Below are 17,649 nucleotides of genomic sequence, written 5' to 3'. Positions count from 1 at the left end.
GACGAACGGTATGTACCGGTCATGCTCCTCTCCATTGGGAAGGCTAAAGAAGAGGGGCATGAATCTGTGCGCTTGCCTAGTGAGCAAATTACCTTTTGGCGCTAATATGAGTTCGCATTTCCCATAAAACCTAGAGTCGGACCGAGTAACCGGTCCGATCTCCTCATCTATTATGCCAATCTTATGTCAAATCTTCTCAATACGCCTAGGACTTCCTCGACCTCCTTCACTTAGGATTCGGCCACTGCATCATAAATTATTTGGATTCTTCCGTATATCGCTTGAAATTGTTCATAATCGCTTGCCAGCCCGCCTGCTGAAAATCAACGGGGTGACTACTTTCGGCGTCGAAGGTTTCAATGACCTTCGTTGTCTCGCCTTGATCGACGAACGTAATCTCTACCTTACGGCCATCTCCCAGAGTGTAAGATATCGTCTTATGAAGCTCAACTTCATCATAAACTCCGCCAAAATCAAAGCCCATGCTGCCATCCTTCGCTTCCATTCTGGTTACGAACTTTCCGCCGACTCGCAAATCATTTTCCGCATGTGGCGCATGCCAGTCTTCAGAAGCCTGATTCCACTTCATAATGTGCTCCGGCTCGGTCCAAGAGCTCCATACTTTTGCTACAGGGGCTTGAACGACGGCCTCTACCGTTACTTTGATTGGGTTGCTTGTTTCCATTGTGAATGACACCTCTCTAAGGGTATTTTTTTGTCTCTCCCTTATATAGACGAAATCCAATTGCTAAATTCATCGGACTAATTGTTCCGGAAGCCCCAATCGAGAAAATAATTTTGTGTTTATGAAATTTTGAACATGTCGTATGCGACTATCCTTCACTTCAATCACGTGGATTCCCCAAGGCACCAGAACAGATCCATCCTTGCTCGGCATATACTGTGCCAAAGCCGGATAACCGCCATTCACTATGGTCGGCAAAAATTTAGACCCTTCGCAATGCCAGCGCGTAAGCGTAAAGAACTTGAACAAGTCGTCTTGGCCGCTTATCCACATAGGGAATGGAGGCATAGACATACAACCTTCTTCATGGAACAGCGACACAAGCGCGTTAATGTCAAATTGTTCGAAGGCCTCCACATACCGGGAGAGGAGATCCGGATCGGGGTCCGCATCCATCCTGCTGATCTCGTCGGAACGAAGCTGCGTCCGGTCCATCGTCTCTCTGGCACGCTGCAAAGCACTGTTCACCGCCGCCGGCGACATCCTTAAAGTTTCCGCGATTTGTTTGGAGGACCATTCAAAAACATCCTTCAAAATAAGAACCGCCCGTTGACGAGGCGGCAAGGCCTGTAAGAGGGCGATAAAACAGAGCTGAAGGGTATCCCTGCGAACGAGAATATCCTCAGGGTTTCCGCCAAAATCAGGTGAATGCCAAATCCAGGCCGATTCCGGCAGCGTCTCGCTCGGCGTGACAATGGATACCGCCGGATCGGATAGGTCAACGGGAAGAACCCGGCGCTTGGCCTGCCTCAGCTTGTCCAGACATAAGTTCGACGCGATACGGTAGATCCATGTTTTAATGGATGCTTCCTGCCTGAACACGTCCCAGCTTTGCCAAGCTCGAATGTACGTTTCCTGAACAGCATCGTCCGCATCATCGATGGAACCAAGCATTCGGTAGCAAAACGATGTTAACCCCGGCTTATAGCTCTCAAATAGCTTCATATCAAAAGCTGCTCCGCTCATCTTGACCTCCTCTGACCGATACTCGGAATCGTTCTCCTCCCATCATAATCGAAGCGTCCGGATGCCTCAATCCATCATTCGCAAGAGGGCGGGGAATAATGGTCGGGCGCATAGTTAAAAATGGTCAATGTTTATGTGCCAGAATATTGACAAGCTTACCAAAAGGATCGCGCACATAAAATCTCCGAACACCCCAAGGCTCGTCCACAAGCCCATATTCTACCGAAAATCCCGCATTCCTCATTCGTTCAAACGCAGCGTCGACATCATCAACTTCAATCGATAGATCAGGTGTAGCCGTATCGGAGCCCCCCTGTGAAGCAAAACTAATTTGAATGCTCATCTCCTCATTTGAACCATAGGTTCGAATCCACCCATGATCCATTAACAATTCAAGACCGAGCACGTCATGGTAAAAGCGTTCGGCTTCCGCGATTTCTTTCGTATTTATATTGGCAACGATTCGTTTGACCTTCATTTCAATCCTCTTTTCTTTATGTAGCGTGAGTAGTATTGTCACATCCCACTCTTTACGAACCATCCATATTAGACACTCCAAGTGCGTTGAGTACCTCGCCATCCGAGAAATGTTGCCGGACCGAGCCACCCGCCGATGCCCCGCAGCCTACTCCAGCATCTTAGCGCGGTGATGGCTTTATTTTTGCCAAATAAAAAGCCGGACAGAGACGATCTCCATCCGGCCATGCTACCCGATTATCTCTGATGGTTCCAAACGACGTGGCCCCATTTCAGCTCGTTGCGGAACTGGCGCGTGTTCGTGTTTTTGTCGATGACGACGGCCTCGATTCCGAACAAATCGGCGAGATCCAGCATCTGCTCGGTCGACAGCGTTTGGGAGTACACCGTATGGTGGGCGCCCCCCGCCAAAATCCACGCTTCCACGCCGGTTTCCAGCGATGGCTCGACCTTCCATAGAACGCGGGCTACCGGAAGCTTCGGCATTTCCTTCTCGACCTCGACGCCGACGACCTCGTTGACGATCATCCGGAAACGGCTGCCCAAATCGATGACGGAGACGTTGATCGCGTCGCCGGCCTGACCGTCGAACACGAGGCGGGCCGGGTCGGCTTTGCCGCCGATGCCGAGCGGATGAACCTCGATGCGCGGCCTGGATTTGGCGAGCGTCGGGCAAACTTCGAGCATGTGGGAGCCGAGCACCATTTCATTGCCGGGCTCCAGATGATACGTATAATCCTCCATAAAGGCCGTGCGGACGTTGCCGGACGCGATTTTGAGCAAACGCGTCAGCGCGGCCGTCTTCCAGTCGCCCTCGCCCGCAAACCCGTAGCCCTGCTCCATCAACCGCTGCGCCGCCAGTCCCGGCAACTGCTCCAGCCCGTGCAAATCTTCGAACGTCGTCGTGAACGCCGTGAACCCGCCATCCTCCAAAAATCGCTTAATGGCGATTTCCAGCTTTGCCTGATAGGCGATCGCGTCGCGAACGGGACCGGCCGCGCGTCCTTCGGGCACGATTTCGTAGCGCTCCTCGTACTCGCTCATCAGCTTGCCGACTTCTTCGTCCGTCACAGCATCGACCAAGGCCACGAGATCGCCGACGCCATGCGTATTGACCGACCAGCCGAATTTGATTTCCGCCTCGACCTTGTCGCCTTCGGTAACGGCTACCTGCCGCATGTTGTCCCCGAAGCGAACCACTTTCAGCGTGCGGCTTTCATTGTAGGCGACCGCGATGCGCGTCCATGCGCCGATTCGGGAGCGTACCGTTTGATCCTGCCAAAAGCCGACGACGATTTTGCGGGAAATGCCGAGACGCGCTCCGATGAAGCCGTATTCCCTGTCGCCGTGGGCGGCCTGGTTCGTATTCATAAAATCCATGTCGATCGAATCCCACGGAATATCGCGATTGTACTGCGTATGCAGGTGAAGCAGCGGCTTGCGCAGCTCGGTCAAGCCTCCGATCCACATTTTGGCCGGGGAAAACGTGTGCATCCACGTGATGATGCCCGCGCAGGTTTCATCGGCGTTCGCCGCCATGCAAAGCTTGCGGATTTCCTCCGGCGTCGTGACGACAGGCCTGAATTCGATCGGATAAGGAATTCCGGCGTCCGCGTTCAAACTTTCCGCAATCTCCCTGGAATGCGCATTGACTTCGTCGAGCGTTTCGGGCCCGTAAAGATGCTGGCTTCCGGTCACGAACCAAAATACATACGGTTTCACTTGTACCATCATGCACCCTCCTGGAAAGAGAACGTTTTTAACTTGTACGTACATCCTTCAACCTCAAGTTTACTCCCTATCTTTTGATTATTCAAGACATGTTTTCGTTTTCATTATGTGAAAAATTGCAGCTGCTTTCATTTCTTTCGTTCGACTTGTACTTACAACAAAAGCCTCGCGGCCGCTGTTTTTTGCGGGCTTAGCGTACGGGGGGATGGAAAAAAACAAAGGCCCCGTCTCCGCCGCGGGCGGAAAACGGGGCCGGACTGAATCCAAACTTAAAACGGCGGCAAGTTGTCCAGGTTGTTGTCTTCGCGCCCGTCCGGATCCGAACGCAGATGCTCGTCGCCGTCGCGTCCTTTGAACACGTTGACGTTGGCGATCAAGCCTTCCTTGGCCATTTGCTGGGCTTGCTTGTAATCGACGACTTGTCCGGAGGACAGCTGAAGCTGAACGATATCTCCGTCGCCGTTTTTGCGGACGGCGACGACTTGCTGAGCGTTTCCTTCCATTTTGCAAACACCTCCCGATGGAGATAGCTTGCGTAAGCCATGGAAGGATTATGCATCCGCAAGCCGTTCGTTCACGGCTGCGGCCGGCCGCTCATCCGGAAGGCGAACTCGTACGTACGATTGGCGAATAGCGTATATTCCGGCTGCGTGCGGGAGCCCCAGCTGTCGTCGCCGCCGACGCCCATTTGCTTGTACTGCACCCGAACGACGGTCTTCTCCGGCTCCGGCAGCAAATGGAAATGATCGTACGCTTCGAGCTCGATCGGCGCGTACGGGCTCGCGTTCCATTCGAACGTCGGCAAGCCCTCGATTCGCAGTCCGAATCCGGTTTCGTCCGTAACAGAAGCGTGCCGCACGTCCGTCTTGTTGCCGTGTTCCTGCGGCCGAAGGTAGGGAACGACCTGTCCGGACACCGTTCCCGAATACAGACCGAGCTTCGCGCCGGCGCGGCGGTCCCAATAGTTTTCGTGCGGTCCCCGGCCATACCAGCTCAAGCGGTCGAACGCCGTTTCCATCTCCCACATGATGCCGATTTCCGGAATTTCCGGCAGCCCTTCGCCGGGTTCGAGCTTCATCCGGATTTCCAGCGTTCCGGCGCCGTTCATCGCATACGCGATCGTACAGTACGAAACGGGGGTTGTAGGCAGTTCGTAGCGCACGGTTATGGTATAGCTGCCGCCTCCGGCCGGGCCGCCTTCGAATGCAAGCAATCGGCGTTCCGCGCCCGCTTCCCGCCAAACCGCGCTGCGCTCGTGCAGCTTGCTTCCCCTGTCGTTGTCCGTCATCGCGCGCCAAAAATTCGGAGCGACCTCCGACCGCAGCAATTCTCGCCCGTCCACCCGGTACGAGACCAGATTGCCGCTTGCATGGTCAAACGTCGCCGCGATGCGGCCGTTCGACAGCGTCAGCTTGCCGTCCTTCTCGGCAGCTTGGGGAGGGTTTCCTTCCGCGGCGGCCGAGCTTCCGAACGCAGCTCCGTCGCGAGCCGGCAGAACGAATTGCCCGAACGCAACTTCGTGTCCCGCGTTCGCCCATGGCGTGTCTCGGTTCAGGCAGGCGCTTATGGTCAACGCGTATTCGGCCGAAGCGCCGGTCGCCATTTCGCAGGCTGCCGCCAAATCGAGCTCCGCCGTTTCGCCGGGTTTGGCGGCAGCCGAAAACGAGCCGTCCGCGATCTTTTCTCCGTTTGCCGTTACGATCCAGACGAATTCGAATTCCGCCAGATCGGTGAACAGGTACCCGTTCGCGGCTTCGAACCGGCCGGTCCGCAAATCCGCCGCCCGAAAACGAATCGATTGATAGCAGGCTTTTACTTCAAGCAGCTTGGGCGATACGGACCGGTCCGCGAAAACGAGCCCGTTCCCGCAAAAATTCCCGTCGTGCGGAGATTCTCCAAAATCGCCGCCATAGGCGAAATACGGCCGTCCCTCCGCATCCTTCGTCCGAATCGCCTGATCGACCCAATCCCAAATGAAGCCGCCCTGAAGGATCGGATATTTTTCGAACAGGTCGGTGTACAAATGAAGCCCGCCGCTGGAATTGCCCATCGCATGGCTGTATTCGCATAAAATGAACGGCTTTTTGTCCGGCCGCGGTTCCAGCGCATAGGCTTCGACCGCCTGCGGGCGGGTGTACATCTGGCTTTCGATGTCGGAAGCGGCTTCCGACTTCCGGCAGTGAAACACGCCTTCGTAATGGACGATTCGGGACGGATCCCTTTCGCGAAGAAAGTCGTGCATCCGGATAAAATTGTCCCCGCCCCACGATTCGTTGCCCAGCGACCAAATCACGACGGACGGGTGGTTTTTGTCCCGTTGAAACATCGAATTGCAGCGGTCGAGCACGTTGGCCGTCCATTCGGGCTTGCTCGCCGGGACGGTATCGCCTTCGTCCTCCGCTTTTTGCCCGTAGCGCCAGCTGCCGTGGGTCTCGAGATTCGTTTCGTCGATGACGTAAAGCCCGTACTCGTCGCACAATTCGTACCAGCGCGTATCGTTCGGATAGTGGGAAGTCCGCACCGCGTTAATGTTATGCGACTTCATCAGCCGAATATCCGTCAGCATGTCTTCCGGCGAAGGAACACGGCCCGCGTCGCAGGAAAATTCGTGGCGGTTCACGCCTTTGAACAAAACCCGCTGCCCGTTGATCTTCATCAAACCGTCCTTGATTTCAAAGCGTCGGAATCCGATTTTGCAGCTCGCCAGCTGCAGCGTCGCTCCCGAGTCATCCTTCAATTCGAGCACGAGCGTGTACAAATTCGGCTTCTCCGCGCTCCATTGCAGCGGGCTTTTCACCTTTGCGGAGCCGAATGCCGTCGCGGTGCCGTTCCCGTTATCAAAAGCCTTCGTCTCGTCAAGCGAGGCTTCAAGCTTCAGCGGCTCGGCCCACACGGGCTCCCGGCCGGCGTACAGCTGCGCTTCGACGGTCGCCGTTCCGCTCCGGCCGAAATAATTCGCCAGCGCCACGTTCAGCTTCAGCAGCCCGTCCCGATAATCGTCGTCCAAAGCGCCTTCCGCGAAAAAGTCATAGATGTGAACAGGCGGCGCGGTATACAGATAAACGTCGCGGAAAATGCCGCTCAGCCGCCAAAAATCCTGATCCTCCAGCCAGCTCGCGTCGCACCACCGGTACACTTCCACCGCCAGCTTGTTTTCTCCGCGAACAAGGTAAGGCGTCAAGTCGAATTCCGCCGGAGTGAACGTGTCTTCGCTGTATCCGACCAGCTCCCCGTTTACCCAAACGTAAAATGCCGATTCGACGCCCTGAAAGCTGATGAAAACCGGCTGATGGTCCCACGCTTCCGGAACCGTGAACGTCCGCACGTACGAGCCGACCGGATTGTATTTCGTCGGCGCTTGCGGCGGAAGCAGCTCCTCCCGATGAACCCACGGGTACGTAATGTTCGTGTACTGCGGGTAATCGTAGCCATGAAGCTGCCAATGGGACGGCACGGGAATATCCGCCCAGTCCCCGTGATCGAAGTCCCGTTCGTAAAAATTCGCGATGCGGGCGTCCGGATTTTCCGCCCAGGCGAATTTCCACGTGCCGTTCAGGGACAAGCGGCCGGTCGTCTCGTACCGTCTGCCCGACAGCGCCGCCTCCAGCGAATCGTATGATGCGAACGCGGCATGGGCGGCCAGCCGGTTCAGTTGAAAAATTTCCGGATTCCGGTTCCACTCGGGGTATCCGTTCGCCGGCGGCGAATAGACGAATTTCGACGGTGCGCCTTTAACACTGGGCATTTTATCGTTTCCTCTCCTTGTTCCCTTGGTTGTCGCTACCCGAGCGGACGGACGGCGTACGTCTGGCCGGGGGCCGCTTCGAACATGACCTTCGTGCCGTTCGAAGCTTTCGTTTCAACCGGCCGCCCGTTGACGGATTCGATGACGACCGGCATGGCGGCGTCGATCGTGTACGTGCCGCCGGCCGGCGATACCAGCTTCGCCTCCGAAAGCTTTCCCTGCTCCCACCGGATGGCGATTTCCGCCCCTCCTCTGGCGCGGAGTCCCCGGACGAAGCCTTCCGGCCATGCGTCCGGAAGCGACGGCAGCAAGCGGATGCAGCCGCCGTGGGACTGCAGCAGCATTTCGGCAATGCCCGCCGTAGCGGCGAAGTTGCCGTCGATTTGGAACGGCGGATGCGCGTCGAACAAATTCGGGTAGACGCCGCCGCCCTGGCTGTGCTCGTCGTTCTCGCGAACAAGGGTAAGCAAATTCGACAGCAGCCGGCGGGACCGGTTGCCGTCGCCGAACCGCGCCCAAAGGCCGATTTTCCAGCCGAGGCTCCAGCCCGTTCCGCCGTCGCCGCGGCGTTCGAGCGAGCGTCGGGCCGCGGCGAACAGCTCGGGCTCCGCTTCCCCGGTCAGCTGCCGGCCGGGATAGACGCCGAACAAATGGGAGACGTGACGGTGATGCACGTCCTCGTCCTCGAAGTCGCGCGACCACTCCTGAAGCTGCCCGTGCTTTCCGATCTGCAGCGGGAGCAGGCGCTCCCGGGCGGCAAGCAGCTCGCGGAGGAACGCTTCGTCTTCCCCGAGCGCCTCGGAAGCTTCGATGCAGTTGGTGAACAAGTCCCAAAGCAGCGACAAATCCATCGTTGCCGCGGGACTAAGGCTGGCCAGCTCGCCCGAAGGAGCGACGAATCGGTGCTCCGGCGAAGTCGACGGGGACGTGATCAAATGGCCGTTGCCGTCTTCGATCAGCCAATCGAGACCGAACAGCGCCGCTTCCTTCATGATCGGGTACGCCCGGTCGCGCAGCCACTCCTTGTCGCCACCGAAAGCGTAATGCTCCCAAAGATGCTGGCAAAGCCAGGCTCCCGCCATCGGCCAGAACGCCCACGAAGGGTCGCCGTGCCCGAAAGCGCCGACCGGCGCCGACTGGCACCAGATGTCGGTATTGTGGTGCGCCGCCCAGCCCCGCGCGCCGTAATTGACGCGGGCCGTTTCCGCCCCGTTCGCCGCGAGATTGCCGATCAGGTCGAGCAGCGGTTCGTGGCATTCGGCGAGATTGCACGTTTCGGCCGGCCAATAATTCATCTCGGCGTTGATGTTCAGCGTCCAGTTGCTGCTCCAGGGGGCGCGGGTGTGCTCGTTCCAGATTCCCTGCAGGTTGGCCGGAAGCGTGCCCGGCCGGGAGCTGGCGATCATCAGGTAGCGCCCGTACTGGAATATCAGCTCCGCAAGCCCCGGATCCGCCAGGCCGTCTCCGTACCGCTCGACGCGCTTGTCGGTCGCGAGGTTTTCCGGATCGGCAAGCGCGTCCGTCTCCTTCGGCGCTCCGAGCCGAAGCTCCACCCGGTCGAACAGCGACCGGTAGTCCTCGATATGCGCGCTGCGCAGCGCTTCGTAGGATTTGCCCAGGGCGGCGTCCAGCCAGGCCGATGCTTTCGCGTCCGGGTCGACGCCTTCCCGTCCGGGGGAGCGGTCGAACCCGTTGTAGCTGGTCGCCGCGCTGAAAATCAACGTGGCGCCCGACGCGTTCCGCACGCGCAAGCCGTCCGGATCGGCGCTGAAGTCGCCGTCGTCGAGCGCGGCCGCCAAATAACCGGCAAAGCGCATGCCGTCGGTCGCGTCGGGCTCCCCGTATGCGAACGACCGGTCGCTGTGGTAATAGTTCGGGTCCGCGTTTTCCGGCGCCTGGCCGCGCAGGACAAGCCGCGTTCCTTCCGCCCGGACGTACGACCGCAGCGGGCTGTCCAGCTTGGCCGTAAAGTTCAGCGTTCCCGGGCGCTTTGCCGTCAGGCGGACGACGAGCACCTGGTCCGGGCAGGAAGCGAACGCCTCCCGGACGTACTCCGCCTCTCCGACCCGGTATTCCGTCCGCGCGATCGCCTCGCCGATATCGAGGCTGCGCTTGTACGGATGCCCCACGTTCCCATGTTCGAAGTGAAGCGTCAAATTGCCGAGCGGCAAATAACTTTGCGCATACGGCCCCAGCATTTCTTTTCGGCACAGCGCGTCCGCTTCCTCGTATTTCTCCTCCGCGAGCAGACGCCGGATTTCCGGCAGCGCTTCGCGGGCGCGCGGGTTGTTGCCGGCCTTCGGGCTTCCCGACCAGAGCGTATCCTCGTTCAGTTGAAGACGCTCGCTTTCCACGCCTCCGAACACCATCGCGCCCAGCCGGCCGTTGCCGATCGGCAGCGCCTCGGTCCAAACCTTTGCCGGCGAAAAATAGTGCAAGTTCAAGCGAAAACGCCCCTTTCTCAAACCGTCTCGATAATCATGACGCCTCTGCCGGGTACCGCAACGTTGCCTTGCGCGGCCTGGCCGGACAGCAGGTCCGTCCCGCTTCGGCCGCCCAGATCGACCGCCGATGCCTCCGGGTTATGGTTCAAGAGGAACAAATACGATTTCTCGCCTTTGACGCGCAGCGTCGCCTCGACGCCGGCGGGCGCCTTCACCAGCGGCTCGATGCCTTTTTCCGCGCACAGGTTGGACAAAAAGTCTTTCATGAACCGCTCGTCCGGGCTCGTCGCCACGTACCAGGCCTGCCCATTGCCGAAGCGGTTGACGGTCAGCGCCGGCATGCCTTTGTAGAAATCGTCGCCGTATTCAGCCAGCACCTCGGCGCCTTCCGAATGGATCAGATCGCACAGCAGGCCGCATTCGTACGTTCCGTTCAGCGCGCCGCGCTCCCCTTTCATGACGACCTGATTGACGGTGCCCGGGAACAGGGCATCGATTTCTTCCGCCCAGATGCCGAGCACTTTGCGCAGTTCGCCCGGGTAGCCGCCGAGCGTCACCAGATCGTTCTCGTTGACGATGCCGCTGAAGAACGTCGTCACGAACGTTCCGCCCGCCTCGACGAACGCTTCGATTTTCGCGGCATAGCCGGTTTTCACCATGTACAGCACCGGAGCGATGACGATATCGTAGCCGCTTAGGTCGGCTTCGACCCCGATCATGTCGGCCGGGATGCCGAGCTTGTACAGCGCGTCGTAATATTTGTGCGCTTCGTCCACGTACTTCAGGGCGACGGTCGGCCCGCTCGTCAGCTCGGTCGCCCACCGGTTTTCCCAATCGTACACGATCGCGACCTTCGCCGCGACGCGGGAATCGAGCAGCTTGTCTCCGAGCTGCTGCAGTTCGCGGCCCAGCTCCGCGCATTCGCGGAAGACGCGCGTATGCTCGTGGCCCACGTGCTCGATCACCGCTCCGTGGTATTTCTCGCACGCCCCGATCGAGCGGCGGAGCTGGAAGAACATGACCGTATCGGCGCCCCGGGCCACCGCCTGATAGCTCCACAGTCGCATGACGCCCGGGCGCTTGAGCGCGTTGTACGCCTGCCAGTTTTGCTGGCTCGGCGTTTGCTCCATCAGCATGAACGGCTGCCCGTGCTTCAGGCCGCGCATCAAATCGTGCGTCATCGCGGTAAAGCTGGGCGGCGTGTCGAGCGCGGGATAGTTGTCCCAGGACACGACATCCATGTATTTCGCCCACTCGAAATAGTTCAGTTCCGGATAAAAGCCCATCAGGTTCGTCGTTACCGGAACGTCGGGCGTGTATTTTTTGATCTCTTCGTATTCGATTCGATAGCATTCGAGCAGCGCGTCCGATTGGAAACGGCGATAGTCGAGCGAAATGCCCTGGAAATTGGTCCGGTTGCCGTTCCATTCCTCGCTGAGCGCGTTGGGGGCGACGATTTCGTCCCAATCGTAAAACGTATGGCCCCAGAACCGCGTATTCCACGCCTTGTTCAGCTTGTCGAGCGTGCCGTACCGCTTTTGCAGCCAGACGCGGAATTGGGCTTCGCACAGATCGCAATAGCAGTAGCCGCCGTACTCGTTCGACACGTGCCAGATCAGCAGCGCGGGATGATCCTTGTACCGGCGGGCCAGCTCGCCGGCGATCAGGCGCGAGTAGTGACGGTAAACCGGACTGCTCGGACACGAGTTGTGGCGGCCGCCGAATTTGCGTTTCCGGCCGTTATAGTCGACGCGCAGCACCTCGGGATATTTTTTGGCCATCCATGCCGGATGCGCGCCGGTGCTCGTCGCCAGACATACGCCCACTCCGTTGGCGTGCAGCCGCTCGATCGTTTCGTCCAGCCACTCGAAATGGTAAACGTCCTCGCTCGGCTGATTCAAGGCCCACGAAAAAACGTTGATCGTCGCGACGTCGATGCCCGCCAGTTTGAACATGCGATCGTCCTCGGCCCATGTATCCGCTTCCCACTGTTCCGGATTATAGTCTCCCCCGTACCAGATTTTCGGCAATTTATCGTTGATCATCGTCGGCACTCCTTTTGGCATATAAAGATATCCCTATTTTAAGGCATGGCCGAGTACGGTAAAATATAATCATCTGTTAAGACGGTATAAGAAAATTACAACATCGTGAAAAATTAACGAGGTGCCGCGCATGCGCAGATTCGCGTTCACTCCCGGCGGGGAACAAACGCTGCCGTTATTCGTGGAAACGATCGGAATCGTCATCGAGAGGAAAATGGTGCGGACCGAGGGGTATCCGTTTTTTCATTGGCTGCAGACGACCCGCGGCGAGGGATCGTTCACCGTCAACGGGTCAACGTTCGCCTTGCCCGTAAACAGCGGAGTGCTGCTGTATGCCGGCACTCCGCATCAATACGAAGCCAGCACGGAATTGTGGGAGACCGCTTATTTGACGTTCGGCGGGCCCAGCGTTGCCGAAATGCTGCATACGCTGAAGCTGCAGGAGGGCGTTCCGGTCCGCTGGGACGCGGACGCGCCGTTGACCGGCCTGCTTCGGGACATGCTCGACCGCCTGGAGACGGAGCCGGACTTGTTCGGCCTGAACGCTTCCGCCGACGCCTACCGTTTCCTCATCGCTTTGCGCCATTACGGCCGTTTCGACAACCGGACCGACATCGCGCACGGCTCCGAACGGCTGCGTCCGCTGCTGGAATGGCTGGAGCTTCACTATGCTGACGCGGAGATCGGGCTCGCGGAAATGTCCGGAGTGCTGGACGTTCCCGTCAGCACGCTGAATTTGTGGTTTCATCATACGTTCGGCCTTTCGCCGTACGCCTATCTCGTTCAGCTCCGGCTGCGCAAGGCGAAGGAGCTGCTGATCGGCGCAAGCGACGTTACCGTGAAGGAGATCGCCGAGCGCGTCGGGTTCCGGGACGCGAGCCATTTCGTGGCGACGTTTCGCCGCAAGACGGGACTGCCGCCCCGGCAGTTCCGGAGGTTGTACGAATAAGTCCGGCTTCAAGCCGATCGGCCGCCTGCGCCATTTGCACAAGCAGCCGATGGTTTGCCGTTTCCTGAAAAAGATATAATGAACTTATCAAACGTTTGGGAAGTGAACGCGTTGACATCCGCTGCCAACCAGAGCCGCCGACAGCGGCGAACGAAAGACGCCCTGAAAAAGGCATTCACCGAGCTGATCCTGGCCGAAAACGAAAGTCGTTCGATTACGGTTTCGGAAATTGCCGGACGCGCGGATTTGAATCGCGCAACGTTCTATGCTCACTATACGGATAAGAACGATATTCTAAATGAACTGTACGAAGATGGCATCGAAGGTCTCGCTCAAGCGCTGCGAGAACCGTACCGGAATGTGCAGCGGGTCGGGCTGAACGGCATCGTGCCATCGACGGTTCGATTGTTTGAATATATCGAACAGCGGCGGGATCTGTTTACCGCTCTCGACCTTTTGCCCGAATCTCCGAACTTGTACGAACGACTCGAAAGCTTGTTTTGGTTCGTTTTTACGGAGGAAATCGTCTTTCACCGGGATGACCCAAGCAACGAAATCAATTACGAGCTCCTCTTAAGCTATCAAATTCATGCCACGCTCGGAATGATCAAATTCTGGATTCGCAATCGTTTCAAATATACTGCCCGCTACATGTACGAACAGCTTACTGCGATTACGCTGAACAGGCCGACGTCTCTCATCGTCAAAAATGGATCGGAACGCGTTACTGCGCCCCCAGGCCTCCGTCGATAACGAATTCCGATCCGGTGCAATAGCTGGACTCATCCGACGCCAAAAAAAGGACCAATTCGGAGACCTCATCCGAACGACCCACCCGGCGGATCGGAAAGCTGGCTTCCAGTTCGGGACTAATTAGCTCTTCCGTCATCGGAGTGCGGATAAAACCGGGATGGACGGAGTTGACCCGGATGCCGTATTCGCCCAGCTCGAGGGCCGCCGCTTTCGTCATGCCCCGAACGGCGAATTTGGAGGCCGTGTAGGCCACTTTCTTGTACGCGCCGACCATTCCGGCAAGCGAGGATATATTGACAATGGAGCCGCCCCCGGCTTTTCGCATCGAGGGAATGACGCAGCGCATTCCGAGAAAAACGGACACCTGATTTACGTCGATCACTTTGCGGAACGTTTCCTCTGAAGCCTCTTCAAGATTCGCCGCCGGCACGTCGATCCCCGCGTTATTTACCAGCACGTTGACCGGCCCGAAAGCGTTCTCGGCCTTTTCCATGACCGTTTGCCATTCGTTGGCCTTCGTTACGTCATGCTTGATAAACAGGGTGGAGGAACCGAGCTCGGTTTGAAGCTTTTGTCCGTCCTGCTCCAAAATGTCCGTAAATACGACTTTCGCGCCTTCCGAAACGAGTTTTCGGACATGCGCGGCTCCCATGCCTCGCGCCGCTCCGGTGACGATCGCCACTTTTCCTTCCAATCTTGCCATGTTTGTCCCCTCTCCTTTTTGCCGAAAAATAGATCCCGATTACTTCAAAATAGTACGCCTTAAAGTAAGCGATTTCAATGAACAAAACGCTTCGCATCTGTTCGTTTTCCCACAAACGCGGCTCGGTTTGGCGGAGTTCGTTCGTTCCCGCAACAAATTAGCGGGTTGCGTCGCCCGCTTGGTTTTCGGACGACTCGCACGCCTCCTCTTCTCGTGCAGAGCAAACCTCCGCAAGACTTCAACAAATTTAATATGCAGCTCTTATGTATAATGTAATTATTACGGTAAAGGAAACTGATATAACGGTCTTATCGTTCGCGGCGGGCGGACTTTTATGTTTGCTCCATATCGAAAAAAAGGCGCGCGGCTTCCGCATGATCGCTTCGTACCGCGCGCCCTATCTTCTACCAAACCCATTCCGGTCAGCGGGTCGTTTCTCTCCCGCCCGACAGAAAACGTTCGACCTCGCTCAGCTTCGGAAGCCCTTCCCAATCGCCGCGATACTGCGTCGCCAAAGCGCCCATCAGATTGGCCCGGGCAAGGGCGGCCTTCAGGTTCCGCTCGTCGTCGCTGGAATCGAGGTTCAGCCACGACGACAAAAAGCCCGCCGCGAAAGCGTCGCCCGCGCCGACCGTATCGATCACGCGGCTGACCGCATGCGGCGCGACCCGCGCGGCGGCGAGCGGCGTAAAGCCGATCGACCCGCGTTCGCCCAGCTTGAGCACGACCACCTTCGCGCCCAGCCCGATAAAGTGCGCGCCGTACGCCTCCTCGGTCATTTCGCCCGCCAAAAACTCGGCCTCCTCGAGGCCGGGAAGAAAGATGTCGCAGAGCGGGATGAGCGACAGCAGCGCGGCGCGCGCCTCTTCCTCGCTCCACAGCTTGCGCCGCAAATTGGGATCGAACGAAATCGTCAGCCCCATCTTGCGGGCTTCGATCATCGCGGCGCGCACCGCGTTCGCCGTTTCCGGCCCAAGCGCCGGCGTAATGCCCGTGACGTGCAGGTGGCGCGCGTTTTCGAACCAGCGGGACTCCACATGGTCCGGCGTCAGGCGGCTGACCGCGGACCCTTTGCGGTAATAATATACGTTCGGATCGCCGTAGCCTTTGAATTCCTTGAAGTAGACGGACGTCGGATACGCCGGATCGCGCTCGGCCAGCGACACGTCGACGCCTTCTCCCGCGAGCGTCGAGACGATAAGATCGCCGAACGGGTCGGCCCCGAGCCGGCTGATCCAGCGCACGTTAAGTCCCAGGCGCGACAGCCCGATGGCGACGTTCGATTCCGCGCCGGCGATCGAGCGCGTGAACAAGGGAGCGTAAGCGAGCGGGCCTTCGCTCATCGGCTGAAGCAGCACCATGCTTTCGCCGATCGTGACAACGTCCGCCGGTTGAAGTCCCTTCATCGTCACTTCGCTCCCTTGACCTCGGCGACGAACGATTGCGCCAGCTTCGTCAGTTCCTCGAACTTGCCTTCTGCGACGAGCTGCTTGTTAACCAGGTTGCCGCCCAGTCCGACCCCGACGGCGCCCGTTTCCAGCACGCTGCGAATATTTTGCAGGTTGACGCCGCCGGTCGCGATCATCGGGATGTGGTCCAGCGGCGCGCGGATTTCCTTCAAGTAATTGACGCCGAGCGAGCCGAGCGGAAACACTTTGACGGCGGATGCGCCCGCCTTGTAAGCGCGCACGATTTCCGACGGGGTCATCGTTCCCGGCCAAACATCGACGCCCTGCTCCACGCCGTAATAAACGACTTCCTCGTCCAGGTTCGGGGAAATGATATACTCCGCGCCGGCCGCGACCGCTTCCTTCGCCTGTCCGATATCGAGCACCGTGCCCGCGCCGATCCGCATGCGCCCCTCATATTGCTCGCGGAACCGCGAGATCATGCCGATCGCCCCTTCGGTGTTCAGCGTAACCTCGAGAAAGACGATGCCGCCGTCGGCCAGCGCCTTCGCCGTCGCGTCGCCGTCCTTTGCGGAAATGCCGCGAATGATGGCGACGATCTTTTCCTCCGATAAAGCCTGCAACAATTTGGATGACATAAGAGCTCCTTTCGGCCAAGCCTTAAGGTTACAGCTCGACCATCGCTTTAATGACTTTGGATTCGGGCTTCAGCCAATGTTCGAATTGCCCGATCATGTCCGCAAACGGCGCCCGGTGCGTGATGTAGCGCTCCGCGCTCGCGCCTCCGGATTTAACCGCTTCCACGACAGCGTCGAAATCTTCGGACGTCGCGTTTCGGCTGCCCATCAGCGTCAATTCCCGCTTGTGGAACTCCGGATCGGAAAACGCAATATCGGCTTTGACCAGTCCTACGAATACCAGTTTACCACCATGCGCCGCCCATTGAAAAGAATTCGTCATCGACCGGGCGTTTCCGGTCGCGTCGAACACGACCGTCGGCATATCGCCGCCCGTCCATTCCCGCAGCTTGTCGCCGGGCGCGTCGAGCGCGTTGACGAGATGATCGGCCTTCGCCCAGTCGCCGGCGAACGCCAGCCGCTCCTCGTTTACGTCCATCGCGATCACGTTGGCTCCGCGAGACTTGGCGAACGCCATGACGCCGAGCCCGATCGGCCCGCCGCCGACGACGAGCGCCGTTTCGCCCGCTTCGAGCGCGGACCTGCGCACGGCGTGCGCTCCGATTGCCAGCGGCTCCAGCACGGCGGCCTGATCGAGCGTTAGCCCGTTCGCGCGGATCAGATGCGTGACCGGAAGCGCCACGCGCTCCCGCATGCCCCCGTCGATATGCACCCCGAGCACCTTCATGTCGACGCAGCAATTCGGCCGCCCTCGCCGGCAGGCAATGCAGGCGCCGCAGTGCATGTACGGGATGACGCTCACCTGATCGCCGGGCACAAGCCCTTTGTCGTTTTTCCCGATTTCCTCCACGATCCCCGCCAGCTCATGGCCGAGAATGCGCGGATAGGAAAAAAACGGCTGATTGCCTTTGTAAGCATGCATATCCGTGCCGCAAATGCCGACCCGGCGGATGCGGACGATCGCTTCGCCCTCGCCTCGCACAGGTTCCGGCAAGTCGATCCGTTCCAGACGATCCGGCCGTTCGCAAACGATGCCTTTCATGT

Annotated in this window: 14 protein-coding genes and 1 pseudogene; 3 read left to right on the top strand and 12 right to left on the bottom strand. The window is 58.5% G+C overall.

What is annotated here, in order from left to right; translation table 11 throughout:
* Positions 1-3: 3 nt before the first annotated feature.
* Positions 4-105: pseudogene (locus tag B7E11_RS30415) on the top strand (nitroreductase family protein); the annotation flags it as partial.
* Between the two features lie 151 nt (positions 106-256).
* Here the strand turns inward: B7E11_RS30415 and B7E11_RS20440 are convergent.
* The 8 genes from B7E11_RS20440 to B7E11_RS20405 form a co-directional block, all read right to left on the bottom strand.
* Complete coding sequence (locus tag B7E11_RS20440; protein ID WP_080838191.1) at positions 257-685, bottom strand: SRPBCC family protein; 429 nt, start codon at positions 683-685, stop codon at positions 257-259.
* A gap of 69 nt (positions 686-754) precedes the next feature.
* Positions 755-1,711 carry a sigma-70 family RNA polymerase sigma factor gene (locus B7E11_RS20435; RefSeq protein WP_080838188.1) on the bottom strand — a complete coding sequence of 319 codons (957 nt, stop codon included), beginning with the start codon at positions 1,709-1,711 and terminating at the stop codon, positions 755-757.
* Between the two features lie 124 nt (positions 1,712-1,835).
* On the bottom strand, positions 1,836-2,189 hold the full coding sequence (locus B7E11_RS20430) for a VOC family protein (RefSeq protein WP_080840915.1): 354 nt from the start codon (positions 2,187-2,189) through the stop codon (positions 1,836-1,838).
* Positions 2,190-2,425: 236 nt separating this feature from the next.
* Positions 2,426-3,919: an L-arabinose isomerase gene (gene araA / locus B7E11_RS20425; RefSeq protein ID WP_080838186.1), complete on the bottom strand. Its 1,494-nt coding sequence runs from the start codon at positions 3,917-3,919 to the stop codon at positions 2,426-2,428.
* A 269-nt stretch (positions 3,920-4,188) separates the two neighbouring features.
* Positions 4,189-4,422 carry a DUF3892 domain-containing protein gene (locus tag B7E11_RS20420; protein WP_080838183.1) on the bottom strand — a complete coding sequence of 78 codons (234 nt, stop codon included), beginning with the start codon at positions 4,420-4,422 and terminating at the stop codon, positions 4,189-4,191.
* Positions 4,423-4,493: 71 nt separating this feature from the next.
* Complete coding sequence (lacZ, locus tag B7E11_RS20415) at positions 4,494-7,664, bottom strand: beta-galactosidase, LacZ type (RefSeq protein WP_080838180.1); 3,171 nt, start codon at positions 7,662-7,664, stop codon at positions 4,494-4,496.
* A 35-nt stretch (positions 7,665-7,699) separates the two neighbouring features.
* A complete protein-coding gene (locus B7E11_RS20410; protein ID WP_080838177.1) occupies positions 7,700-10,108 on the bottom strand; it encodes a glycoside hydrolase family 95 protein in 2,409 nt (802 codons plus the stop codon).
* Positions 10,109-10,125: 17 nt separating this feature from the next.
* Positions 10,126-12,153, bottom strand: coding sequence for a beta-galactosidase (locus tag B7E11_RS20405; protein WP_080838174.1), 2,028 nt, complete (start codon positions 12,151-12,153; stop codon positions 10,126-10,128).
* Positions 12,154-12,283: 130 nt separating this feature from the next.
* Here B7E11_RS20405 and B7E11_RS20400 point away from each other — a divergent pair, with 130 nt between their 5' ends.
* Together B7E11_RS20400 and B7E11_RS20395 are read left to right on the top strand one after the other, a co-directional pair.
* Entirely contained in the window at positions 12,284-13,102 is an 819-nt protein-coding gene (locus tag B7E11_RS20400; protein ID WP_080838171.1) for a helix-turn-helix domain-containing protein, read from the top strand.
* Positions 13,103-13,213: 111 nt separating this feature from the next.
* Complete coding sequence (locus tag B7E11_RS20395) at positions 13,214-13,855, top strand: TetR/AcrR family transcriptional regulator (protein WP_213084147.1); 642 nt, start codon at positions 13,214-13,216, stop codon at positions 13,853-13,855.
* Here the strand turns inward: B7E11_RS20395 and B7E11_RS20390 are convergent.
* The 4 genes from B7E11_RS20390 to B7E11_RS20375 form a co-directional block, all read right to left on the bottom strand.
* Complete coding sequence (locus B7E11_RS20390; RefSeq protein WP_080838167.1) at positions 13,827-14,558, bottom strand: glucose 1-dehydrogenase; 732 nt, start codon at positions 14,556-14,558, stop codon at positions 13,827-13,829. The genes B7E11_RS20395 and B7E11_RS20390 overlap by 29 nt on opposite strands.
* A 422-nt stretch (positions 14,559-14,980) precedes the next feature.
* A complete protein-coding gene (locus B7E11_RS20385; protein WP_080838164.1) occupies positions 14,981-15,964 on the bottom strand; it encodes a sugar kinase in 984 nt (327 codons plus the stop codon).
* A 2-nt stretch (positions 15,965-15,966) separates the two neighbouring features.
* Positions 15,967-16,605, bottom strand: coding sequence for a bifunctional 4-hydroxy-2-oxoglutarate aldolase/2-dehydro-3-deoxy-phosphogluconate aldolase (locus B7E11_RS20380; protein WP_080838162.1), 639 nt, complete (start codon positions 16,603-16,605; stop codon positions 15,967-15,969).
* Between the two features lie 28 nt (positions 16,606-16,633).
* A complete protein-coding gene (locus tag B7E11_RS20375) occupies positions 16,634-17,647 on the bottom strand; it encodes a zinc-binding alcohol dehydrogenase family protein (RefSeq protein WP_080838159.1) in 1,014 nt (337 codons plus the stop codon).
* Positions 17,648-17,649: the final 2 nt, after the last annotated feature.

This window comes from Cohnella massiliensis, assembly GCF_900169535.1.
GTDB classification, from domain to species: domain Bacteria; phylum Bacillota; class Bacilli; order Paenibacillales; family Paenibacillaceae; genus Cohnella; species Cohnella algarum.
Note: the sequence above shows the minus strand (reverse complement) of the source record. Positions and strands in the feature narration are given on the sequence as shown.